This is a genomic window from Zobellella denitrificans, from assembly GCF_002237365.1.
Lineage (GTDB): Bacteria > Pseudomonadota > Gammaproteobacteria > Enterobacterales > Aeromonadaceae > Oceanimonas > Oceanimonas denitrificans.
The window spans coordinates 46,945-67,804 of the sequence record NZ_NMUO01000009.1 but is presented as its reverse complement, the minus strand read 5'-3'; the positions used below and the strand labels follow the sequence as shown (position 1 = coordinate 67,804).

Genomic DNA, 20,860 nt, shown 5'->3' with positions numbered 1-20,860 from the left:
GGCGCGGTGGCGGTAGGGCTCGAAGGCGGCCTCGGCCAGGGCGCAGGCCTCGGCCACCTGGGCCGGGCTGGCACCAGCATAGCCGGGTGAAAGCCGCTCATTGGTGGCCGGGTTGATGCCGTAAATGGGCTCGCCCTCGCCGGCCACCGGGCGGCCGGCCAGCAGCAGTTGTGCGGTCAGGGTCATGTCTGTTCCTCAATTCCAGTGGTAAACGGTGGCGAGCGGCGCTTCCTGTTGCCAGGCCAGGGGGTTGCGCAGCGGGCGGCCGAAGGCGGGCAGCTGGATTTCGAACCGATCGCCGTCCCGGGTCTGGATGCCGTCGCCGAAGCTCAGGGTCGAGGTGCCGAAGAAGTGCACGTGCACGTCGCCGGGGCGGCGGAACTGGGCGTACTTGAAGTGGTGGTGCTCCAGGTTGGCGAAGCTGTGGGCCATGTTCTCCTCGCCGGTGACGAAGGGCTTGTGCCACAGCAGCTCGCCGTCGCGCAGGATCCGGCTCTCGCCCTCGAGCCGGGCGGGCAGCGGATCCAGCCGCAGCTCGGGACCGAAGCTGCAGGCGCGCAGCTTGGAGTGGGCCAGCCACAGGTAGTTGGCCTTTTCGGTGACGTGATCGGAGAACTCGTTGCCCACCGCGTAGCCCAGGCGCCAGGGCCGGCCCCGGTCGTCGATCAGGTAGAGGCCCACCAGCTCCGGCTCTTCCCCCGCGTCCCGGGCGAAGGCGGGCACCGGCAGCGGCGCCTCCGGATGCACCAGGATGCCGCCGTCGCCCTTGTAGAACCACTCGGGCTGGGCCCCTTCGGTGCCGGCGGCGGGCTTGCCGCCTTCCAGCCCCAGCTTGAACATCTTCATCGAGTCGGTCAGCGTCTCCTCCCCGGCCGCCAGTTTGGCGTGCATGGCGGCGCGGGTGTCGGCGCTGCCCAGGTGGGTCAGGCCGGTGCCGGTGACCAGGCAGTGGGCCGGATCCGGGTGGCAGAGGGGCACCCGCAGCCGGCCCTCGCGCACCAGCTGCTCATAGTCGAGGCGGGTGTCGCCGGCGCGCAGCAGGGCTTCCTCCGCCAGGGAACGGCCATGGGCCAGGGCGTCCTTGGCCAGTTGGTAGGTGCCGCCGGCCAGCTCGATCAGGCGGATGTGTTGCTCGTCTTCCACCAGGCCGACGGCCAGCCGGCCCTGGTGCTCAAATTGGATCAAACGCATGGCCTTCACTCCACGATGTTGAACTGGTCGAGGTAACGCTGGGACAGGCTGAGTCCCAGGCCGGGCTTGTGTTCGTCGAGGTCGATAAAGCCGTTTTCCGGCGTGGGGTCGCCCTCGAAGATGTAGTAGAACAGCTCGTTGCCCACCTCGACCTCGTGCACCGGGAAGTATTCGGACATGGGCGAGGCCAGGGTGGACATGGTCAGGTGGTAGTTGTGCATCTGGCCGGCGTGGGGGATCACCGGCACCCCGTACACTTCCGCCAGGGCGTTGATCTTGTGCGCCGCCGTGATGCCGCCGACCCGGTTGGTGTCGTACTGGATCACCGACACCGCCCGCTTGTCGAGCAACTGGCGGAAGCCGTGGCTGGTGAACTCGTGCTCGCCGCCGGAGATGGGAATGGCGGTCAGCCGGTTCAGCTCGGCGTAGCCGTCGATGTCATCGGCGAGCACCGGCTCTTCCAGCCAGCGCGGCTCGAACTTCTCAAGCTTCGGCAGCATGCGCTTGGCATATTCCAGGTTCCAGCCCATGTAGCACTCCAGCATCAGATCCACGTCCGGCCCTATCACCTCGCGCACCGCCGCCACGCTGTCCAGGTTCTTGCGCATGCCTTCGGGGCCGTCCTTGGGGCCGTAGCCGAAGCGCATCTTCATGGACGTGAAGCCCTGATCCAGGTAGCGCTGGGCCTCGGCCTGCATCTCGCCGAGGTCGGTGCGGTAGAGCTTGGAGGCGTAGCAGGGGATCTTCTCCTTGGTGCGGCCGCCCAGCAGCTTGAACACCGGCCGTCCGGTGGCCTTGCCCATCAGATCCCAGAGCGCGATGTCGATGGCGGAAATGGCGGCCATGGCCACGCCCTTGCGGCCCCAGGCGTGGGTGGAGCGGTACATGCGCTGCCACAGGTATTCGTAGTCGAAGGGGTCGTGGCCCAGCACCAGCGGGGCCAGGTACTGGTCGATGATGGCCTTGGCGATGCGCGGCGCCAGGGCCACGTTGCCGATGCCCACCAGGCCGTCGTCGGTCTCCACTTCCACCACGGTCCAGCCGTGGAAGCGGAAGGTGCCCATGGAGTCGCCCTTGTCCCACAGCAGATCCATGGCGTTGGAGCAGAAGTGGGGCTGGGGCGGCACCGTGTGGCCTTTCCATTCGAATACCCGGGCGCGTACATTGGTGATTTTCATATAATTAATTCCTTATAAAACAATTGCTTGAATATTGTTTGCAAGTTTGTTCGGGCAAAGCTCTCCCGTACGGGTCCGTTTCCGGACCCGCGCCGTCTCTTTGTTAGCCGTGCTGTGCCTTAGCCGGTGGCGGCCAGGGTCCGTCGCCGCCTGGCCAGCCCCATGCGGCAGGCGATGCCGAAGGCGTTGCGGGTCGGCCCCACCCGGGCCTTGCCCTGGCCGGCGATGTCGAAGGCGGTGCCGTGGGCCGGGGTGGTGATGGGGATGGGCAGGCCGCCCTGCACCGTCACCCCCTGGGAAAAGCCGAGCAGCTTGATGGCGATCTGGCCCTGGTCGTGGTACATGGTGACCACGGCGTCGAAGTCACCGTCCCGGGCGCGGATGAACAGGGTGTCCGCCGGGTAGGGGCCGCTCACCGGGTAGCCCTCGGCCTGGCACTGGGCCACCGCCGGGGCGATGACGTCGATCTCCTCCCGGCCGCAGGTGCCGCCCTCGCCGGCGTGGGGGTTGAAGGCGGCCACCGCCACCCGGGGCGATTCGAAGCCGGCGAGGAGCAGGGCTTCATGGATCAACTTGCTGGCCGCGACGATGCGCTCTTTGGTCACATATTGTGCCGCGTCCTTCAGCGGCACATGGGAGGAGATGCGCGAGGTCCACAGGTGCCCCAGGGTGTTGAACTCGCAGAAGTAGCCCTCCACCCCCAGGTATTCCGCGAAGAAGTGCAGCTCGTCCTCGTGCTGGAGCCCGCCCAGCTTCATGGCGTGCTTGTTGAGCGGCGCGAAGCAGATGGCGTCCACCTCGCCGGCCTGGGCCGCGTCCAGGCACAGCCGCAGTATCTCCAGGGTGGAGGCGCCGCAGGCCCCGCTCACCTCGGCGTAGCGGGCCTGCGCCGGCGCCAGGGTGTCCACCTTCAGCAGCACCGGGCCCGGGTGGTCGTGGACCTCCTCGACGCGGGCCACCACCGGCAGTTGGTGATCGGTGCCGGCCAGCTGCTGGCCCTGTTGCCACTGCCATTCGTCGGCCACCAGCACGATGCGGGCCTGCTCGCCGACGCCGGGCTCGGCCAGCAGCCTGGCGATCAGTTCGGCGCCGATGCCGGCGGCATCGCCCAGGGTCAGGGCCACTACGGGTTTCAGTTCAGTCATGTTCAGGCTCCGTACATGTATTCGACCAGGCCCATGGGGATGAAGGGCACATAGGTCACCAGCATCAGGATGAGGAAGAGCACCAGGATCATCGGCAGGTTGACCCGGGTCACGTCCCACATGTCAGCCTTGGCGATGGAGCAGGAGGTGGCCAGCACCGAGGCGACCGGCGGGGTCTGCTGGCCGATGGCCAGGTTGAGGGTGACGATGATGCCGAAGTGGATGGGGTCGATGCCGATCTGCTGCACCAGCGGCATGACGATGGGCACCACCAGTATGATGGCGGCGGCCCCGTGCAGGAACATGCCGAGCAGCAGCAGCAGCACGTTGAGCAGGGCCAGCACCAGCACCGGCTCGGACGTGATGGCCAGGATCTGGCGGGCCAGTTGCTGCGGCAGCTGCATCTCGGTGAGGAAGAGGCCGAGGATGGCGGAGGTGGCCACCAGCAGCATCACCACCGAGGTCTGCACCACGCCGTCGAGCACCGCCCGGTACAGCAGCTTCAGGTTGAACTCCCGGTAGATGCAGCCGCCGATGACGATGGCCGCCAGCACGGCGATGCCCGCGCCCTCGGTGGCGGTGACGAAGCCGCCGAAGATGCCGCCGAGGATGATGATCGGCAGCAGCAGTGCCCAGAAGGCCTCTTTGAAGGCCTTGCCCAGCCGGCTCAGGGAGAAGGCCTCTTCCCGGGGCAGGTCGTATTTCACCGCGTAGTAGTAGCAGAAACCGGCCAGCATGGCGGCGCCGAGCAGGCCCGGGATGATGCCGGCCACGAACAGCTTGATCACCGAGGTGTTGGAGATGGCGCCGTAGAGGATCATCGGGATCGAGGGCGGGATGATGATCGCCAGCGAGGCGGACGACGAGGTGATGGCGGCGGCGAAGTTCTTGTTGTACTTGCGCTTCTTCATCTCGGGAATAAGGATGGAGCCGGTCGCGGCCACGTCCGCCACCGCCGAGCCGGAGATCTCGGCGAAGAACAGGGAGACCCCCACGTTGACCATGGCCAGGCCGCCGCGCACGAAGCCGACGATGGCGCTGACCAGGTTGATCAGCCGCTTGGACAGGCCCGAGGTGTTCATCAGGGCGCCGGCGAAGATGAACAGCGGAATGGCGATCAGCGGAAAGCTGGTGGCGCCGTTGAACAGGGTGAGGGGAGCGTTGACCAAGGCGTCCCAGCCCATGGTGGACCAGACGCCGACCACCGCCACCACGCCGATGGCCACGGCGATGGGCACGTTGATCAGCACCAGGGCGAACAGCGCCAGTATCACAATCAGCAGCATCATGACTTGCTCTCCTTCAGATCTTCCTCGGCCAGGCGGATGGCTTCGTCGATGGCTTCGTGTTCGGGGTCGATGCCGCTGCGCATCTTCTGCCAGGCGGCGGGCAGGCTGACCAGCTCGCACAGGATGAAGAGGGCGGCGCTGACCGGAATGACCGACTGGGTGACGTCCATGGTGATGCCGGGCAGGGAGACCATGCGATCCCAGGCCAAGACCTCCAGCACCTGGTAGCCGAACCAGCCCATGATGGCGAAGAAGCCGATGACGATGACTTCGCTCAGCACGAACAGCAGGCTGCGCAGGGCCAGAGGGGCGGCGGTGACCAGGCCGGGAAAGCCCATGTGCGCCCGCTTGAGCGCGGCCAGGCTGGCACCGTAGAAGCTGAGCCAGGCCAGGCCGATGGAGGCCACCTCGTCATACCAGATGATGGAGCTGCCGACGGCGCGGAAGAACACCGCCGCCACCACTATGGTGGTCAGGGCCAGCAGCAGGCCGATGGTGAACACTTCCAGGCCCCGCTCCAGCCAGGTTTTCAGGACGCCGAACAAGGAGGTCATGGCTTTGCCTTGGAGGGGATGGGGTGCCGCCGGGGCGGCACCTTGGGTCAGGGTTCGTGGCATGGCTTAGTTCCCCAGAGCGATGGCCTTGTCGACCAGTTGCTTGCCGTTGCCGACCTGCTCGGCGAAGCGGTCGTACACCGGCTGGCTGGCGGCCATAAAGGCGGCCTTGTCGGCGTGGTTCACCGCCATGCCGGCGGCGGCAAAGGCGTCGAGCAAGTCCTTGTCCATCCGCTCGCCTTCGTCCAGGGACCACTGCTGGGCTTCCCGGGCGGTCTCGCGGATGGCGGCCTGCACCTCTGCCGGCAGCTTGTTCCAGCCGTTTATGCCGGCTACCAGCCAGATGGGGGAATAGACGTGATCGGTGATCGACAGGAATTTCTGCACCTCGTTGAGCTTGGCGCCCTCGATATTGGTGAGCGGATTTTCCTGGCCGTCCACCACCCCGGTCTGCAGGCCGACGAACAGCTCGGAGAAGGCCATGGGGGTCGGATTGGAGCCCCACTGGGTGAACATCAGGGTGCGCCACTCGCTCTGGGGGGTGCGGATCTTGAGGCCTTTCAGATCCTCAGGGGTATTGATGGGCCTGTCGTTGTTGGTGATCTGGCGAAAGCCGTTCTCCCAGGTGGACAGCACCTTGAGGCCGCGGGCCTCGGCGGAGGCGGCCAGCTCGGTCATTACTATCTGCTCGTCGATCTTCATCAGGTGGTCCCTGTCCTGCACCAGGAAGGGCAGATCGAACAGGGCAAAGTCGTCGGAGATGGACGACATGATGGAGGAGATGGCCGCCAGGTTCACGGTGCCCAGGCGCATCTTTTGCACCAGCTGGCGTTCGTCGCCGAGCTGGGCGCTGTCGTAGTACTCCACCTGGTGGGCGTCGCCGAGCCGCTCCTGCAGCCTGTCGGCGAACAGCCTGGCGGTTTGTCCCTGCAGGCTCTGGGGGCTGCCGCCGATGGCGAACACGATTTTCTCGGCGTGGGCCTGGGGGGCGGTCAGCGCCAGGGTCAGGGCGGAGGCGGTAAGCAGTGTCTTAAGCATGGCATGGTTCCTTGTGGTGCCTGCGGGGGTGGCCCGGCAGGGAGGCGTGTCCTACTCTCGTTCGCTTGAAAACCTTAACTGGTATGCTGGTTGGTTTACCGTACCAGTTGGCATTCAATTTAGTCAGCCGCGCGGTGAAGTGTCAAGCGGATTTGTTAATCTTTTGTGTCGTGATGTTTTGATTTTGTTTGTGAAAATCTGTGATGTCTTGCTAAGGTGATTCGAGAGGTCTAGTATTTAGTCCAGTTTAGCTGGCGGAGGCGCCCATGACGATGGCACAGGAGACGGTGTTTGCCTTTGAGCAGACCCTGGAGAACAAGACCAAGAAAGACATTCTGGCGGAGAAGATCATCGAGATGATCGTCACCGGCCTGCTGCGCGACAACGACGTGCTGCCGAGCGAGCGGGAGCTGTCCCAGCTGTTTGGGGTGAGCCGGGAAACGGTGCGCGGGGCGCTGCGGCTGGTGGCGGCCTATGGCCTGATCTCGGTCTCCCACGGCAGCAAGACCCGGATCACCGCGGGGGAGGCCCAACTGGCGCGTTTTCACGACAGTTATGCCCATATGAGCCCGGTTGAGGTCAACCAGTACGATATCGATACGGTGTTCGAGAGCCGGCAGTTGATCGAGGCGGCCATCGCCCGCAAGGCGGCGGCGCGCATCGACCAGGAGGGGCTCGACAAGCTGCGCAGGATGCTGGAGGCCCAGGCCGGGATGTTCGACAATCCGGTGCACTTCCAGCTGTCGGACAAGAATTTCCACAAGCTGATCGCCGAGTACGCGGGCAACGAGCTGCTGCTCAAGTATTCGGAGGAGTTGTATTCGTACGGGCTCAATATCCGCCGCAGCGTGATGCTGGAGCCGGGCGCCATCGCCCGCAGCTATGCTGAACACTGCCAGATCGTCGAGGCCCTGGCCCGGGGCGACGGCGCCGCCGCCGAGCAGGCCATGCTCGGCCACCTGACCAGCGTCTACAACACCACCCGGGAGAAAATGCCGGGCTGAGAGAGCCGGCCCGGGTGTGGGGTGGGTATATTGCTTCTAGCCTTCGGCTTCCAGCTGCAACTTGTGAACGATGGGGGCGTTGGCGGCGGGAAAGTCGTAGCGATGCAGCTCCGGGATGGGCACCCAGCGGCTGGGCTGGCCTTCGCGGCCGTGGGCTTCGCCCTCGAAGGCGGTGACCTTGCGGATATCCAGGATCACCTGCTTGTCGCCGTAGTCGTGCTCGATGCGCATAAAGGGTTGGCAGCTCGCCACCCGGATGCCGATCTCCTCTTCCAGCTCGCGGGCCAGGGCCTGGGGCACGGTCTCGCCGGCTTCCACCTTGCCGCCCGGGAACTCCCACTTGCAGGCCTGGTGCTGGCTTTCACCGCGCCGGCAGATAAAGATGTCGCCGGCGCCGTTCTCGATCACGCCCACCGCCACCAGCACGCTTTTCTTCAGGCCGGCCTCAGTATTCATTTTCATCGTCCTGCTCCGGCAGCCAGGCGGGATCGCCGGGAATGCGCTTTTCCTCGTCGGCCCACTCGCCGAGATCGATCAACTGGCAGCGCTTGCTGCAGAAGGGGCGGTAGGGGCTCTGCTCGCCCCATTCCACGGGGGTGCCGCAGGTGGGGCAGGGGACTGTGGTGATGGTGCTCATTTGATATTGGCCAGTTCGAAGTCGACATTGCCGGGATCGTGATTGCCGACCGGCATAAAACGGATGGTGAAGCGGTACTTGTTGCCGCTGACCACCGGATAGACGGCGAGCTCGGCCGGCAGCCGCAGGCGGATCATCTCGGTGAACTCGGCGCCGTCCTGGAAAAAGCCGCCCACCGCCTGCTGGGCGCGGAACTGGCCGGCTTCCCGCCACAGGGTCAGCAGCAGTTCCAGCCCCTGCTGCAGCAATTGCAGCAGGGACTGCCAGCCGTCGATGTCCTGTTGCTGGCGCACCACCGGCAGGTTCAGCCAGTAGTGCAGCTGGGGCACGTCGAAGGGGCAGAGGCCGCCGGGAATGGCGAAACGGCTGCGCACGGCGGCGAGCAGCTTGTCCTCCCGCAGCTGCTGGCCCAGGCGGGCCGCCCGGGGCAACTGCTGGGCCAGTTGCTCCAGCTGGCCTTCCAGCTGGGCCAGGGCGGCGGCGTCCACCCCCGGCACCTGGGACCAGGCGGCCAGCCTGCCCCGCTGGGCCTCCAGATCCTTGGCCAGATCGCTGCGGACATCGCAACGCTCCAGCAGCTCCATGATGTCCAGCAGCGCCTTGAACAGGGCGGTGGCCTGGCCGGGGGCCGAGAGCTCCCGGCACAGGCGGATCTGCTGCTGCAGTTCGTTCAGGCGCAGGTAGTTGCGGCACTTCTCGTTGAGGGGGAATTCATAAACCAGTGATGACATAAGGCTCCGGCCTGCAGAGTGACGGCGGTAATGGGGGCAAGTTTACCCGCATCAGTCGGTGATAAACAAATCGAGCAGCCGGTTCAGGAAACGGCGCCCCAGGGGCGTGACCCGCCAGTGTTGTTCGTCTTCGACCAGCAGTTCCAGCCGCATCGCCTCCGACAGCGGCGCAGACAGGCGTTCGGGGGCCAGGCCGGTCAGCCGGGTGAATTCGTCCCGGGGGATGGGCTCGAACAGGCGCAGCCGGTTCATGAAGTATTCCAGCGACAGATCCTGCGGCGCCACCGGCCAGTACTGGTCCAGATAGGGGCGTCCCGGCTCCAGGTAGCCCTTGGGGTGCTTGACCTTGACGGTGCGCACCAGCTTGCCCTCGAGCGGCAGGGTGACCTTGCCGTGGGCGCCGCAGCCGATGCCCAGGTAGTCGCCGAAGCGCCAGTAGTTGAGGTTGTGCCTGGCCTCATGGCCGGGTCTGGCGTAGGCGGACACCTCGTACTGGCGGTAGCCCCGGGCCAGCAGCAGGGCGTGGCCCTGCTCGTAGATGTCGGCCAGCACCTCGTCTTCCGGCAGGGCCGGCGGGCGCGAGGCGAAGGGGGTGTTGGGCTCTATGGTGAGCTGGTACCAGGACAGGTGCGGCGGCGCCAGTGCGAGCGCCTGCTCCAGATCCTGGAGGGCGTCTTCCGGGCGCTGTTCGGGCAGGCCGTGCATCAGATCCAGGTTGAAGGTCCTGAGCCCCACGCTCGCCGCCTCCCGGGCGGCGAAGCGGGCCTGCTCCGGGTCGTGGATGCGGCCCAGGCGGGCGAGCTGGTCCGGCTGGAAGCTCTGCACGCCGATAGAGATGCGGTTGACGCCGGCTTCCCGAAAGCCGCGGAAGCGGCCGGCTTCCACCGTGCCCGGGTTGGCCTCCAGGGTGATTTCGATATCTGCCTCGAAGGGGACCAGTTGCGCCACGCCGGCCAGCAGCCGGGCGATGGCCTCGGGGCTGAGCAGGCTGGGGGTGCCGCCACCGATGAAGATGCTGTGCAGCCGTCGCCCCTGCACCAGGTGCAGATCCTGGCGCAGATCGTCGAGCAGGGCGTCCACATAGGCCTGTTCGGGGATGGCGTCCTTCAGGGCGTGGGAGTTGAAGTCGCAGTAGGGGCACTTCTGCACGCACCAGGGTATATGCACATAGAGGCTGAGCGGCGGCAGTTGCAGCATCAGGCTTCCTCGTGCAGCAGCGCCTGCAACTGGCGCAGGGCCTTGCCTCGGTGGCTCAGGCGGTTTTTTTCTTCCGGGCTCAGCTCGGCGGCGGTCTTGCCGGCCCCGGGCACCAGGAAGACGGGATCGTAGCCGAAGCCGCCCTCGCCCCGGGGGGCCTCGGTGATGGCGCCGCTCCAGTGGCCGGTGCAGATAAGCGGGGTGGGGTCGTCCGCGTGGCGCAGGTAGACCAGCACGCACCAGAAGGTGGCTTTGCGAAGACCGCTGGGCAGCCCTTCCAGATCGGCCAGCAGCTGCGCCACATTTTGCTCGTCGGTGGCGGCGGGGCCGGCGAAGCGGGCGGAATAGACACCGGGGCGGCCGTCGAGGGCGTCCACCGTCAGGCCGGAGTCGTCGGCGATGGCGGGCAGGCCGGTTGCGCGCGCCGCGTGCCTGGCCTTGATGATGGCGTTTTCCACGAAGGTGGTGCCGGTTTCGTCTGCGTCCGCCACGCCGAATTCACTCTGGGGCACCACCTTCATACCAAGCCCGCCGAGCAGGCTTTGCAGTTCGGCAACTTTCTTGGCGTTGCCGGAAGCCAGGACGATTTGTTTGCTCACCTTGTGTTCCTGTCGGGATACCGTTGGCGGCCATGATAACACCGTGACCGCCAGAAGTGAGGGGGAGGTAGTGAGGAGTGAGGGGAAAGGAGTGAGACGTGGTTCCCTCTCGCCTCACCCCTGAAGCCTCACCGGCAAGACCTTAGTCGGTATAGAAGGTATGGCGGAAGGAGAACTGGCCGCCCTGCTGCGGGCCCTGGATATCGATGGTGAACAGTACGTTGTCTTCGTTGCGGTAGGGGTACTCGGCGATGTAGTAGATGGAGTCGCCTTCCCGCACCGTCTGGAAGTTCAGCCGGCGCACGGTGCCGAGCAGGGTCTTGCCTTCGCCGCTCAGGTTCACCTGCTGGGTAACGCCATTGGCGTCGGTCACCGCTATGTTGACCAGGCCGTTGAAGCGGCTGCGTTCTATGTTGTAGCTGCGCGCCACTTCCGGGGTGAGGAAGGTGGAGGCGAAGGCGCTGTAATGCACCGTCCACTTGCCGACCCGGGTTTCGGCACCGGTCACCTGGGAGGCAAACAGCAGTGTCAGGGCGGAGAGGATGATTTTGAACATGGCAAATCCTTACATGGCTGGGAGCGTTATTGTTAGTTTAGGCCGGCTTGGCCAGGAGTTCCGCCAGTGCCGGCGGGATTTCCCGGGGGGACTCGATCACCAGCTTCTTGTGGCGGCTGGTCTCGCCGGCCAGCAGCACCACCCGGGACTTGGGCACCCGGCACTGTTTGGCCAGCCATTTTTGCAGGTGGGCATTGGCCTGGCCATCCACCGGCGGCGCCGTGATGGCCAGGCGGAGTTCGTCGCCGTGCAGGCCGAGGAACTGATCCCGGCTGGACTTGGGCTGCAGGTACAGGCTGAGATAGAGCCGGTCCTGCTCCAGCCGGACCGCCTGGGTCACAGCTGCCACCATAGTGGCCCAATCAGGTCCCCAAGCAGCCAGTTCAGCGCCTGCAGGGCGATAAAGGCCACCAGTATCGACAGATCCAGGCCGCCCATGGGTGGAATGATGCGGCGCAGGGGGGCCAGCAGCGGCTCGGTGAGCTGGTGCAGCACATATTCTATCTGGCTGCGGCCCTGGCTGACCCAGCTCATCAGGGCGCGGACGATCAGGATCCAGAACAGCATGACACCGGCCTTCTTCAGCACCGTGATCAGGCCGACCAGCACCACCGTGCTCCAGTCCGCGTAGAGCAGGTTCATGGCCTTGAACAGCAGCAGCTTGGCGGTGGCCACCAGCACCGCCAGCACCACGGCGGCGAAGTCGATGCCGAAGAAACCGGGAATGAAGCGGCGCAGTGGCATCAGCGGCGGATTGGTGGCCTTGACCACGAACTGGCTGAAGGGGTTGTAGAAGTCGGCCCGCACCCACTGCAGCCAGATGCGCAACAGCACCACCATAAGGTAAAGGTCGAAGAGGGTATTAATCAGGTAATAGGCTGTGTTCATTATTATTCCTTAGAGCTGGGTTTCCAGTTCCCGGGCACGGGCGACGGCGGCGGCCATGGCCTCGGCCACCAGATGCTCCAGTCCCCCTTCCTGGAAACGGCGAATGGCTTCGGCGGTGGTCCCCCCCTTGGAGGTGACCTGGGCGCGAAGCTCGGCCAGGGTCAGCCCGGGATTGGCGGCCACCATCTGGGCGGCGCCCAGGGCGCTCTGTTGCACCAGCAGGCGGGCTTCCTCGGCGGAAAACCCCTGTTTTTCAGCCTCCGCCGCCATGGCCTCCATAAAGAGGAAGAAATAGGCCGGCGCGCTGCCGGCGGCGGCGATCACCTGGTTGATGCCATCCTCCTCGGCCACCCAGAGGATCTTGCCCACCGCGGCCATCATCTGGCCGCAGTAGTCCCGATCGACCTGGCTCACATGGGACCTGGCGTAGAGACCGGTCATGCCCAAGCCCAGCAGGGAGGGGGTATTGGGCATGGTGCGGATCAGGTTGTCGTGGCCGCCGGCCATCTGCTCCAGCCGGGTCACACTGACGCCGGCGGCGATGGAGATCAGCAGCTTGCCCTTGAAGTTGGCGCCGGCCTGTACCAGCTCCGCCAGCATGGCGGCCATCATCTGGGGCTTGACCGCCAGCACCAGGGCCTGGGCCCAGCCGGCGGCTTCCAGGTTGTCCTGGGTGGTGCGGATGCCGAAGTCGGCGGCGAGGGCGTCCAGCTTGGGGCGGGAGGGATTGGCGGCCAGGATCAGATCGGCCGGGTAACCCGACTTGATCAGCCCGGCGATCAGGCTGCGAGACATGTTGCCCGCACCGATAAAGGCGAGTTTTCTGTGTTCCATCAATGATCACTCAAGGGTTGCGAGAGCCAAATATAGCCGTGCCAACCCTTACCAGGGTACTGCCACAGGCCACTGCGAGTTCTAAATCGTTGCTCATCCCCATCGACAGGGTGTCCAGCTGGGGGTATTTTTCCGCCATTCTATCAAAGAGTTGCTTCAACTCTAGCAATTGTGTCCCGAGCCGCTGCTCATCCCCGGTGTCCTCGGGGATGGTCATCAGGCCGCGCAGGCACAGGCCCGGCAAGGCGCTGACCTGTTCCGCCAGGGATTCCACCTCATCCGGTGCCAGGCCGGATTTGCTGGCCTCGCCGCTCACGTTGACCTGCAGGCAGATGTTGAGCGGGCGCATGTGCACCGGGCGCTGATCGCTGAGCCGCTGGGCGATTTTGAGCCGGTCCACCGTCTGCACCCAGTCGAAATGCTCGGCCACCAGCCGGCTCTTGTTGGATTGCAGCGGGCCAATCAAATGCCAGCTGATCTCCGGACAGCGGGTTTTCAGCGCCATTATCTTGTCGACCGCCTCCTGCACATAGTTTTCACCGAACTGGCGCTGGCCGGCGGCGTAGGCGGCTTCGATATCGGCGACGGGCTTGGTCTTGCTGACTGCCAGCAGCTGAATGTCGTGCTCGCGGCGGCCACAGGCGCCGGCGGCGGCGGCGATTCTGTCGTGAACCTCTGTCAGGTGCTGTACGATAGTATTCATATAATAAGTAACCAGGGGCGACGGAGAGTTTATTATGGATATTACGGAACTTTTGGCGTTTAGTGTAAAGCATAATGCATCGGATCTGCACCTGTCCGCCGGGGTGCAGCCGCTGATCCGGGTGGACGGGGAGGTGCGCAAGATCAACCTGCCGGTACTGGAGCACAGGGACGTGCACCGTTTGGTGTACGACATCATGAACGATCGCCAGCGCAAGGAGCTGGAAGAAAACTTCGAGGTCGACTTTTCCTTCGAGTTGCCGGGCCTGGCCCGCTTCCGGGTGAATGCCTACCATCAGTCGCGCGGCGCGGCGGCGGCTTTTCGGGTGATCCCGAGCGAGGTATGGAACCTGGAACAGCTGGGAGCGCCCGATATCTTCCGCCGCATCGCCGAGTACCCGCGCGGCCTGGTGCTGGTCACCGGCCCCACCGGCTCGGGCAAGTCCACCACCCTGGCGGCGATGATCGACCACATCAACGAGAGTTTCAACAAGCATATCCTCACCATCGAAGACCCCATCGAATTCGTGCACGGCAACAAAAAGTGCCTGGTCAACCAGCGGGAAGTGCACCGGGACACCCATTCCTTCAGCAACGCCCTGCGCTCGGCGCTGCGGGAGGATCCCGACATCATACTGGTGGGAGAACTGCGGGATCTGGAAACTATCCGCCTGGCGCTCACCGCCGCCGAAACCGGCCACCTGGTGTTCGGTACCCTGCATACCTCCTCGGCGGCCAAGACCATAGACCGCATCATCGACGTCTTTCCCGGGGCCGAGAAGGACATGGTACGCTCCATGCTTTCCGAATCCCTGCGTGCGGTGATCTCCCAGACCCTGCTCAAGAAGGTGAACGGCGGCCGGGTTGCCGCCCACGAGATCATGCTGGGCACACCGGCGATCCGCAACCTGATCCGCGAGGACAAGGTGGCCCAGATGTACTCGGTGATCCAGACCGGCATGGCGCACGGCATGCAGACCATGGATCAATGCCTCAAGCTGCTGGTCAGCAGCGGCATGGTGGCGCCGGTGGACGCCCGGGCCAAGGCAGTGGATCCCCAGAGTATCTGACAACCGGAGGTGACATGGAACTGACCCCCTTGCTCAAGGCCATGCTGGAACAGCAGGCTTCGGACATGTATATCTCGGTGGGCATAGCCCCCACCATCAAGACCCAGGGACGGCTGCAACCGCTCGGTGGGGAGCCGCTGACCGAGGCTCAGGCCCTGGCGCTGGTGGAGTCCTGCATGAACGATGACTGGCGGGAGCGTTTCCACCGCCACAAGGAGGCCAACTTCGCCATTACCGACGAGCAGGCCGGCCGCTTCCGGGTGAGTGCCTTCTGGCAACAGGAAAAGGCGGGCATGGTCATCCGGCGCATCGAAAGCCGCATCCCCACCTTCGAGGAGTTGTACCTGCCCGAGGTGTTGCGCGAGGTGGCCATGACCAAGCGTGGCCTGGTGCTGTTCGTAGGGGGCACCGGCACCGGCAAGTCCACCACCCAGGCGGCCATGATAGGTCACCGCAACCGCCATGCGGGCGGCCATATCCTCACCATCGAGGATCCGGTGGAATACCTTCATCAGCATGGCCAGTCCATCGTGACCCAGCGGGAGGTGGGCATCGACACCGAGTCCTTCGACGCCGCCCTGAAAAGCTCCCTGCGCCAGGCGCCGGACGTGATCCTGATCGGCGAGATCCGCTCGGAGGAGACCATGGGGTTCGCCCTGGCCTTCGCCGAGACCGGCCATCTGTGCATGGCCACCCTGCACGCCAACAACGCCAACCAGGCGCTGGACCGGATCATGCACCTGGTGCCGGAAAGCAAGCACCGCCAGTTGCTGTTCGATCTGTCGTTCAACCTCAAGGCGATCGTGGCCCAGCAACTGATCCCCACCCGCGACGGCAAGCACCGCCGGGGTGCCTTCGAGGTACTGCTCAATAGTCCCCTGGTGGCGGATCTGATCCGCAAGGGCGAGATGCACCGGCTCAAGGAGGTCATGGCCAAGTCCCGGGAGCTCGGCATGCAGACCTTCGATCAGGCGCTGTTTGACCTCTATGCCCAGCACCATATAGGCTACACCGAAGCCCTGGCCTATGCCGACTCGCCCAACGACCTGCGGCTGATGATCAAGCTGCATGGCGGTGGCGGACTGGATGCGGGCATGCTCGATAACGTGACGATAGAATCTTAGAGGACCCTCATGCTGATAGTGGTTTCCCCCGCCAAGACCCTGGATTACGACACGCCGCCGGTGATTGGCGAATACAGCCTGCCCGAACTGCTGGATCATGCCGCTGAGCTGATCACCCGGGCCCGTCGGCTGAGCCCGGCCGAGATCGGCAAGCTGATGAGCATCAGCGACAAGCTGGCGGGGCTCAACGCCGCCCGTTTCGCCGACTGGCAGCCGGATTTCAGTCCGGCCAACGCCAAGCAGGCGATACTGGCGTTCAAGGGCGACGTCTATACCGGGCTGGACGCCGAGACCCTGAACGCGGACGACTTCGCCTTCGCCCAACGCCACCTGCGCATGCTGTCCGGCCTTTACGGGGTGCTTCGGCCGCTGGATCTGATGCAGCCCTACCGGCTGGAGATGGGCACCCGGCTCGACAACGAGCGGGGACGGGATCTGTACCAGTTCTGGGGCGACCTCATCACCGACAAGCTCAACCAGGCCCTGGCGGAGCAGGGCGACAACGTGTTGATCAACCTGGCGTCCAACGAGTACTTCAAGGCGGTGAAACCGAAGCGGCTGGACGGGCAGATCGTCACCCCGGTGTTCAAGGACGGCAAGAATGGCCAGTACAAGGTGATCAGTTTCTATGCCAAGAAGGCGAGAGGCATGATGGCCCGCTACATCATCGAACACCGGCTGACCGAGGTGAGCCAGCTGACCGCCTTCGACAGCGCCGGCTATTACTTCGTCGAGGCCGAGTCCAGCCCGACCGAGCTGGTGTTCAAGCGGGAAGAGCAATAAAAAATAAAAAGCGGCCGGAACCTTTTGCTCCGGCCGCCCTCTTACTAGGCGTGTCTACTGAATTTTCAGATACTCTTCTTCATTTTGACCGGCTCCAGGGCCGGTTTTTTATTGGCGCCAGGCCGGCCTGGCGCCATCGGTACCGCGCCGGCCGCGGCCCGAGCCGTTACTGGTCGGCTTTTTTCTCCCTCGCCCACTTGGGTTTGCCCTTGGCCTTCTGATCCCGCAGCCGTTTCTTCTGCTTGGGTTGCTCGGCCTTTTTCACCTTGCTGTCGGCTTCTTTTTTCTTGCGCGGCGCCACGCTGGCTTCCTTGTGCCTGGGGCGCAGCTCGTCGATGATCCGGCGCTTGAGCTTCTGGTCGGTGTAGCGCTCCACTTTCACCACCATCGGCATGTCGTGGGCTTCCACCAGGCTGATGGCGGTGCCCTTGCGGCCGGCCCGGCCGGTGCGGCCGATGCGGTGCACATAGACGTCGGCGGTGCGTGGCATGTCAAAGTTGATCACGTGGCTGACCTCGGGCAGATCGATGCCCCGGGCCGCCACGTCGGTGGCCACCAGGATATTGACCTTGCCGTTGCGAAAGCGGCGCAGCGCCTCGAAGCGCTTGTCCTGATCCATTTCGCCGCGCAGCCAGGCGTTGTCCAGCCCTTCCTGTTGCAGCCGGCTGGCCAGCTCCATCAACCGCTCCCGGGTTTTCACGAAGACGATGCTGCGGGTCACGTCCGGCTGGCGCAGCAGGTGGACCAGCAGGGCGAACTTGTGCTCGGGGTTGTCCGCCAGGTGCAGCCACTGGTTGATCTTCTTGCGTTCGCTGCGCGGCGGCTCGGCGGACAGCTCCACCGGCTCCTTGAGGATGTCGGCGGCGAACTTCATCAGGCCACGGCCTTCCAGGGTGGCGGAAAACAGCATGGTCTGGCGGCGCCAGCGGGCCTCGGCGGCGATGCGGTCCACATCCCCGATAAAGCCCATGTCGAGCATGCGATCCGCCTCGTCCAGGATCAGGATCTCGATGTCCCGGCTGTCGAAGGACTCTTCTTCTATGTATTGCAGCAGCCGGCCCGGGGTGGCCACCACTATGTCGGTGGTCTTGGTCAGGGCGGGCAGGTGCTTTTCGCTGTCCACCCCGCCGGTGATGGTCTCGACCCGCAGGCCGGTGTCCTTGAGCAGAGCCTTGGCGTCGTCGGCGATCTGCTTGGCCAGCTCGCGGGTGGGGGTGAGGATCAGGGCCCGGGCCGGGCCGGCCTGGCGACGGGGAAAATCCAGCAGGTGCTGGCAGACCGGCAACAGGAAGGCGGCGGTCTTGCCGGTGCCGGTGGGGGCCGAGGCCATGATGTCCCGTCCGTTCATGGCTTCGGGGATGACCTGGCTCTGAATGGTGGTGGGTCTGGCATAGCCCATGCGTGCCAGGGCGCGGACCAGAATGGGATCCAGTTCCAGTTGCTCGAAGCTCATACTGCTCATGATCGATCTCGTCAGCCTAAAAGGCGGGTATTATAGGCGAACTCGGATAAAAAAACCTGTCAGGATAAGTCATGAGCAGTCGCGGTTTCACCTTCAAGCAATTCCATGTCGATCACGATCGTTGCGCCATGAAGGTGGGCACCGACGGCATCCTGCTCGGGGCCTGGGCGCCCCTGGGGCGGGCCCGCCGCATCCTGGACGTGGGCACCGGCTCCGGCCTGGTGGCACTGATGCTGGCCCAGCGCGGCGATCCCGGGGTGAGGATCACCGGGCTGGAACTGGACCAGGCCGCCGCCGCCCAGGCGGCGGAGAACGTGGCCGCCTCCCCCTGGCCGGAGCGGGTCGATATTGTCCAGGGCAGCCTGCAGGCGTTCGAGGCTTCGCCCTTCGATCTTATCGTGTCCACCCCGCCCTATTTCGGCCACGGCCAGCGCTTCGATTGCCAGGCCCGGGCCAGCGCCCGCCATACCGGCAGCCTGACCCTGGCCGAGCTGTTCACTCATGCCAAACGTTTGCTCGGTGAAGATGGTGGATTATCCCTGGTTTTGCCGGTGCAGGCATTGGAGGAGGCCATGCTGCAGGCGGAGTCTCTCGGCTTTCATCTTGCCGAAAGGCGGGATGTCGTGACCCGCGAGGGAAAAAAGCCTGGTCGTTTTTTATTGCACTTTTGCAGAATCAAACACTGTTTAAAGTGGGGTGAAATTATCATTAATACTGTAAATAATGACCATGGCGACATATATAAGGGAATGGTCTCGCCCTTCTATTTGAAGATGTAAATTTCGCCTTGAATCTGATTTTCACATCATTATGCTACTCGCCAGCTCGACGTTCGCCAGTTTTTAGTATTTTACAATTCTTTGCTGGCAGCATGTCGTATCGTCATCTCGCTTAGTTTCCAAACGAAGCTGGCACAGTGCGGGCAACCGCAACGAGGTTTGCTGTGAACAGATCCTTATCCACCTTTGACATCCTGGGCCTGGGGTTCATGCCCTTCGCCTTCTTCCTGGGCGCCGGTAATATCATCTTCCCGCCCCTGGCCGGCTTCCTGGCCGGTGAAAACCTGACCAGTGCCATGTTCGGCTTTTTGATCACCGCCGTGGGCCTGCCCCTGGCGGGCCTGGTCGCCGCCGCCCTGGCCGGTGGTGGCCTGCCCACCATGGGACGCTACCTGCCGCCGCTGGTGGTGACGGTCATGGCGTGCGCCATTTTCATCATCATAGGCCCGGCCTTCGCCGCCCCCCGTACCGGCCTGGTGGCCTTCGAGATGGGGATCAAACCCTTCCTCGACAATCCGGGCCAGGCCAGCCTCACCCTCTATACCCTGGTGTTCTTCGGGGTGGCGCTGCTGCTCTCCCTCAGCCAGGGCCGGCTGCTGGAAGCGGTGGGCAAGCTGCTGACCCCGGTGCTGCTGGTGCTGCTGGTGGTGCTGGCCATCGCCGTCTTCGTCAATCCCCAGGGCTCCCAGCCCGAGGTGGCCGAAGCCTATATGAGCCAGCCGTTCGTGAAGGGCTTTATCGAAGGCTATAACACCATGGACACCTTCGCGTCCCTGCTGTTTGCCATCCTGATCCTGGACGTGCTGCGCAAGAAAGGCGTGACCGATACCCGCGCCCAGTCCCGCTACCTGACCCTGGCGGCGCTGATCGCCGCCGCCGGCCTGGGTTTCGTCTACATTTCCCTGTTCATCCTGGGCGGCACCAGCCTGGGCGTGGTGGAGTCCGCCAGCAACGGCGGCGAGATCATCAGCGCCTATGTACTGGCCCTGTTCGGCACCCCCGGCCTGTGGATACTGGCGGGCATCGTCACCCTGGCCTGCCTGACCACCGCAGTGGGCCTGATCTCCTCCTGTGCCGATTATTTCCACAACCTGACCGGCAAGGGCAGCTATCGCCGTTGGGTGGTGCTGATCGCCCTGGCCTGCATGCTGGTGGCCAATGTGGGCCTGAACACCCTGATCAGCGTGTCCATCCCGATCCTGGTGGCCCTGTATCCGGTGGCGATCGCCCTGGTGCTGGCGACCTATCTGCGGCCGCTGATGAAGTCGCCGGTGTTCGCCTTCCGCCTGATCATCGGGGTTTCCTTTGTGTTCGGCCTGCTCGACGGCCTGCAGGCCGCCGGCCTGAACATGAGCCTGTTTGGTTTCCTGCCGCTGTTCGGCGTCGGCATGGCCTGGGTGCTGCCCACCGCCGTCGCCGCCCTGGCCGGCCTGGTGATCGGCAAGGCCCGGGAAGAAGCCCTGGCCTGAGCCGGCGAGGGTTAACCCTGGATCCCAAGGGGCGGCATCGAGCCGCCCCTTTTGCTTTGGCAAGCAAGGCAGGACAACCGGTCGGAAAAGTCGTCGTTTGATCCCGATCAAGCATTATGCGGATAAAATTGATAATGGTTATCGTTTGATTTAGCTTGATGGGGACCTTCCACTCAAACGCGAGGAAACCATGATGAAATCCCTTCCGCTGTCCCTTTTTTCCGCCCTGACCCTGCTGTTGGCGGCCCATGTTCAGGCCGAGACGCGCCCGGACCATTACCAGGGAGAGCCCGCCGAGACTCTGGAGCAGGCGGTGACCAACTTCTCCGAGTACAACGCCAAGCTGGCCGAACTGCTGGCGGGAGAGCTGACACCGGCGGCCCTGAGCGAGGTGCACCAGCTCACCTACACCCTGGAAAACGCCCTGGCCAAAATCAATGAAGAAACCGCAGCCCTGGCACAGACCCTGGAGGAGGTGCATGTCGCCTCCGAGACCAACCAGCCGCAGCTGGTCAAGGACAGGGGCGAGGCCTATCTGGCGGTATCCCGCACCCTGATCCCCTGAACGGAGGTCTGAGGCAGGACGTGGAATAAAAGATTAAGAGAGGCGTTACCCGCGGACGGAGCGCG

25 protein-coding genes are annotated in these 20,860 nt (G+C 64.4%); 7 read left to right on the top strand and 18 right to left on the bottom strand.

All coding sequences use genetic code 11. The annotated features are described in order from the left end of the window. From CGX12_RS03785 to CGX12_RS03755, 7 genes are all read right to left on the bottom strand, one after another. Positions 1-186, bottom strand: a 186-nt coding sequence (locus CGX12_RS03785) for a hypothetical protein (protein ID WP_217898114.1), incomplete at its 3' end; no start/stop codon positions are given. Positions 187-195: 9 nt separating this feature from the next. After that, on the bottom strand, positions 196-1,191 hold the full coding sequence (gene araD1, locus CGX12_RS03780; RefSeq protein ID WP_094038562.1) for an AraD1 family protein: 996 nt from the start codon (positions 1,189-1,191) through the stop codon (positions 196-198). Between the two features lie 5 nt (positions 1,192-1,196). After that, positions 1,197-2,369, bottom strand: coding sequence for an L-rhamnonate dehydratase (locus CGX12_RS03775; protein WP_094038561.1), 1,173 nt, complete (start codon positions 2,367-2,369; stop codon positions 1,197-1,199). 119 nt (positions 2,370-2,488) lie between these two features. Further along, positions 2,489-3,514 (bottom strand): 4-hydroxythreonine-4-phosphate dehydrogenase PdxA, encoded by a 1,026-nt coding sequence (locus CGX12_RS03770; protein ID WP_094038560.1) that lies wholly within the window; start codon positions 3,512-3,514, stop codon positions 2,489-2,491. A gap of 2 nt (positions 3,515-3,516) precedes the next feature. After that, entirely contained in the window at positions 3,517-4,803 is a 1,287-nt protein-coding gene (locus CGX12_RS03765) for a TRAP transporter large permease (RefSeq protein WP_094038559.1), read from the bottom strand. Next, positions 4,800-5,357: a TRAP transporter small permease gene (locus CGX12_RS03760; RefSeq protein ID WP_217898113.1), complete on the bottom strand. Its 558-nt coding sequence runs from the start codon at positions 5,355-5,357 to the stop codon at positions 4,800-4,802. Before CGX12_RS03760 ends, CGX12_RS03765 begins: the two co-directional genes overlap by 4 nt. 66 nt (positions 5,358-5,423) lie before the next feature. Continuing rightward, positions 5,424-6,395, bottom strand: a complete 972-nt coding sequence (locus CGX12_RS03755) for a TRAP transporter substrate-binding protein (protein WP_094038558.1) — start codon at positions 6,393-6,395, stop codon at positions 5,424-5,426. 266 nt (positions 6,396-6,661) lie between these two features. Here CGX12_RS03755 and CGX12_RS03750 point away from each other — a divergent pair, with 266 nt between their 5' ends. Further along, complete coding sequence (locus CGX12_RS03750; RefSeq protein ID WP_198401791.1) at positions 6,662-7,399, top strand: FadR/GntR family transcriptional regulator; 738 nt, start codon at positions 6,662-6,664, stop codon at positions 7,397-7,399. A gap of 36 nt (positions 7,400-7,435) precedes the next feature. Here CGX12_RS03750 and mutT read toward each other — a convergent pair whose 3' ends face one another. From mutT to CGX12_RS03700, 10 genes are all read right to left on the bottom strand, one after another. Next, positions 7,436-7,855 (bottom strand): 8-oxo-dGTP diphosphatase MutT, encoded by a 420-nt coding sequence (gene mutT, locus CGX12_RS03745; RefSeq protein ID WP_094038557.1) that lies wholly within the window; start codon positions 7,853-7,855, stop codon positions 7,436-7,438. Further along, entirely contained in the window at positions 7,845-8,036 is a 192-nt protein-coding gene (yacG, locus tag CGX12_RS03740) for a DNA gyrase inhibitor YacG (RefSeq protein WP_094038556.1), read from the bottom strand. The genes mutT and yacG overlap by 11 nt, the downstream gene beginning before the upstream one ends. Next, a complete protein-coding gene (gene zapD / locus CGX12_RS03735; protein ID WP_094038555.1) occupies positions 8,033-8,767 on the bottom strand; it encodes a cell division protein ZapD in 735 nt (244 codons plus the stop codon). Before zapD ends, yacG begins: the two co-directional genes overlap by 4 nt. A gap of 51 nt (positions 8,768-8,818) precedes the next feature. Next, positions 8,819-9,964, bottom strand: coding sequence for a radical SAM family heme chaperone HemW (hemW, locus tag CGX12_RS03730; protein ID WP_094038554.1), 1,146 nt, complete (start codon positions 9,962-9,964; stop codon positions 8,819-8,821). Then, the gene (gene rdgB, locus CGX12_RS03725; protein ID WP_094038553.1) at positions 9,964-10,563 is read right to left on the bottom strand and encodes an RdgB/HAM1 family non-canonical purine NTP pyrophosphatase; all 600 of its coding nucleotides are present in this window, start codon (positions 10,561-10,563) and stop codon (positions 9,964-9,966) included. Before rdgB ends, hemW begins: the two co-directional genes overlap by 1 nt. Before the next feature lie 142 nt (positions 10,564-10,705). Next, positions 10,706-11,119: a DUF4426 domain-containing protein gene (locus CGX12_RS03720; protein ID WP_094038552.1), complete on the bottom strand. Its 414-nt coding sequence runs from the start codon at positions 11,117-11,119 to the stop codon at positions 10,706-10,708. A 37-nt stretch (positions 11,120-11,156) separates the two neighbouring features. Continuing rightward, entirely contained in the window at positions 11,157-11,471 is a 315-nt protein-coding gene (locus tag CGX12_RS03715; protein WP_094038551.1) for a DUF167 family protein, read from the bottom strand. Then, complete coding sequence (locus CGX12_RS03710; RefSeq protein ID WP_094038550.1) at positions 11,456-12,007, bottom strand: YggT family protein; 552 nt, start codon at positions 12,005-12,007, stop codon at positions 11,456-11,458. The genes CGX12_RS03715 and CGX12_RS03710 overlap by 16 nt, the downstream gene beginning before the upstream one ends. Before the next feature lie 9 nt (positions 12,008-12,016). Beyond that, entirely contained in the window at positions 12,017-12,841 is an 825-nt protein-coding gene (proC, locus tag CGX12_RS03705; protein ID WP_094038549.1) for a pyrroline-5-carboxylate reductase, read from the bottom strand. A 10-nt stretch (positions 12,842-12,851) separates the two neighbouring features. Further along, positions 12,852-13,544, bottom strand: a complete 693-nt coding sequence (locus CGX12_RS03700) for a YggS family pyridoxal phosphate-dependent enzyme (protein WP_094038548.1) — start codon at positions 13,542-13,544, stop codon at positions 12,852-12,854. Positions 13,545-13,575: 31 nt separating this feature from the next. On the opposite strand from CGX12_RS03700, the gene CGX12_RS03695 reads away from it, so the two are divergent. From CGX12_RS03695 to yaaA, 3 genes are read left to right on the top strand one after another with little or no spacing between them, the layout of a single operon-like run. Beyond that, positions 13,576-14,613, top strand: coding sequence for a type IV pilus twitching motility protein PilT (locus CGX12_RS03695; protein WP_438273030.1), 1,038 nt, complete (start codon positions 13,576-13,578; stop codon positions 14,611-14,613). A 14-nt stretch (positions 14,614-14,627) separates the two neighbouring features. Then, positions 14,628-15,737: a PilT/PilU family type 4a pilus ATPase gene (locus tag CGX12_RS03690; protein WP_094038546.1), complete on the top strand. Its 1,110-nt coding sequence runs from the start codon at positions 14,628-14,630 to the stop codon at positions 15,735-15,737. Between the two features lie 9 nt (positions 15,738-15,746). Then, on the top strand, positions 15,747-16,520 hold the full coding sequence (gene yaaA, locus CGX12_RS03685; RefSeq protein WP_094038545.1) for a peroxide stress protein YaaA: 774 nt from the start codon (positions 15,747-15,749) through the stop codon (positions 16,518-16,520). Between the two features lie 166 nt (positions 16,521-16,686). Here the strand turns inward: yaaA and srmB are convergent, their stop codons facing one another. Then, positions 16,687-17,982 (bottom strand): ATP-dependent RNA helicase SrmB, encoded by a 1,296-nt coding sequence (gene srmB / locus CGX12_RS03680; protein ID WP_094038544.1) that lies wholly within the window; start codon positions 17,980-17,982, stop codon positions 16,687-16,689. 71 nt (positions 17,983-18,053) lie between these two features. On the opposite strand from srmB, the gene CGX12_RS03675 reads away from it, so the two are divergent. From CGX12_RS03675 to CGX12_RS03665, 3 genes are all read left to right on the top strand, one after another. Then, on the top strand, positions 18,054-18,761 hold the full coding sequence (locus tag CGX12_RS03675; RefSeq protein ID WP_094038543.1) for a tRNA1(Val) (adenine(37)-N6)-methyltransferase: 708 nt from the start codon (positions 18,054-18,056) through the stop codon (positions 18,759-18,761). Positions 18,762-18,925: 164 nt separating this feature from the next. Continuing rightward, positions 18,926-20,230, top strand: coding sequence for a branched-chain amino acid transport system II carrier protein (gene brnQ / locus CGX12_RS03670; RefSeq protein ID WP_094038542.1), 1,305 nt, complete (start codon positions 18,926-18,928; stop codon positions 20,228-20,230). 190 nt (positions 20,231-20,420) lie between these two features. Continuing rightward, on the top strand, positions 20,421-20,795 hold the full coding sequence (locus tag CGX12_RS03665) for a DUF6746 family protein (RefSeq protein WP_094038541.1): 375 nt from the start codon (positions 20,421-20,423) through the stop codon (positions 20,793-20,795). The last annotated feature ends 65 nt before the right edge of the window (positions 20,796-20,860 follow it).

What these genes read in the sequence shown, in the direction of transcription:
- CGX12_RS03665 (WP_094038541.1), top strand. Translation starts at nt 20,421, where the DNA reads ATGATGAAATCCCTTCCGCTGTCCCTTTTTTCCGCCCTGACCCTGCTG.
- CGX12_RS03675 (WP_094038543.1), top strand. Translation starts at nt 18,054, where the DNA reads ATGAGCAGTCGCGGTTTCACCTTCAAGCAATTCCATGTCGATCACGAT.
- mutT (WP_094038557.1), bottom strand. Translation starts at nt 7,855, where the DNA reads ATGAATACTGAGGCCGGCCTGAAGAAAAGCGTGCTGGTGGCGGTGGGC.
- CGX12_RS03690 (WP_094038546.1), top strand. Translation starts at nt 14,628, where the DNA reads ATGGAACTGACCCCCTTGCTCAAGGCCATGCTGGAACAGCAGGCTTCG.
- hemW (WP_094038554.1), bottom strand. Translation starts at nt 9,964, where the DNA reads ATGCTGCAACTGCCGCCGCTCAGCCTCTATGTGCATATACCCTGGTGC.
- CGX12_RS03720 (WP_094038552.1), bottom strand. Translation starts at nt 11,119, where the DNA reads ATGTTCAAAATCATCCTCTCCGCCCTGACACTGCTGTTTGCCTCCCAG.
- zapD (WP_094038555.1), bottom strand. Translation starts at nt 8,767, where the DNA reads ATGTCATCACTGGTTTATGAATTCCCCCTCAACGAGAAGTGCCGCAAC.
- CGX12_RS03770 (WP_094038560.1), bottom strand. Translation starts at nt 3,514, where the DNA reads ATGACTGAACTGAAACCCGTAGTGGCCCTGACCCTGGGCGATGCCGCC.
- CGX12_RS03750 (WP_198401791.1), top strand. Translation starts at nt 6,662, where the DNA reads ATGACGATGGCACAGGAGACGGTGTTTGCCTTTGAGCAGACCCTGGAG.
- CGX12_RS03755 (WP_094038558.1), bottom strand. Translation starts at nt 6,395, where the DNA reads ATGCTTAAGACACTGCTTACCGCCTCCGCCCTGACCCTGGCGCTGACC.
- CGX12_RS03715 (WP_094038551.1), bottom strand. Translation starts at nt 11,471, where the DNA reads ATGGTGGCAGCTGTGACCCAGGCGGTCCGGCTGGAGCAGGACCGGCTC.
- proC (WP_094038549.1), bottom strand. Translation starts at nt 12,841, where the DNA reads ATGGAACACAGAAAACTCGCCTTTATCGGTGCGGGCAACATGTCTCGC.
- yaaA (WP_094038545.1), top strand. Translation starts at nt 15,747, where the DNA reads ATGCTGATAGTGGTTTCCCCCGCCAAGACCCTGGATTACGACACGCCG.
- srmB (WP_094038544.1), bottom strand. Translation starts at nt 17,982, where the DNA reads ATGAGCAGTATGAGCTTCGAGCAACTGGAACTGGATCCCATTCTGGTC.
- CGX12_RS03760 (WP_217898113.1), bottom strand. Translation starts at nt 5,357, where the DNA reads ATGACCTCCTTGTTCGGCGTCCTGAAAACCTGGCTGGAGCGGGGCCTG.
- yacG (WP_094038556.1), bottom strand. Translation starts at nt 8,036, where the DNA reads ATGAGCACCATCACCACAGTCCCCTGCCCCACCTGCGGCACCCCCGTG.
- CGX12_RS03710 (WP_094038550.1), bottom strand. Translation starts at nt 12,007, where the DNA reads ATGAACACAGCCTATTACCTGATTAATACCCTCTTCGACCTTTACCTT.
- CGX12_RS03765 (WP_094038559.1), bottom strand. Translation starts at nt 4,803, where the DNA reads ATGATGCTGCTGATTGTGATACTGGCGCTGTTCGCCCTGGTGCTGATC.
- CGX12_RS03700 (WP_094038548.1), bottom strand. Translation starts at nt 13,544, where the DNA reads ATGAATACTATCGTACAGCACCTGACAGAGGTTCACGACAGAATCGCC.
- araD1 (WP_094038562.1), bottom strand. Translation starts at nt 1,191, where the DNA reads ATGCGTTTGATCCAATTTGAGCACCAGGGCCGGCTGGCCGTCGGCCTG.
- CGX12_RS03775 (WP_094038561.1), bottom strand. Translation starts at nt 2,369, where the DNA reads ATGAAAATCACCAATGTACGCGCCCGGGTATTCGAATGGAAAGGCCAC.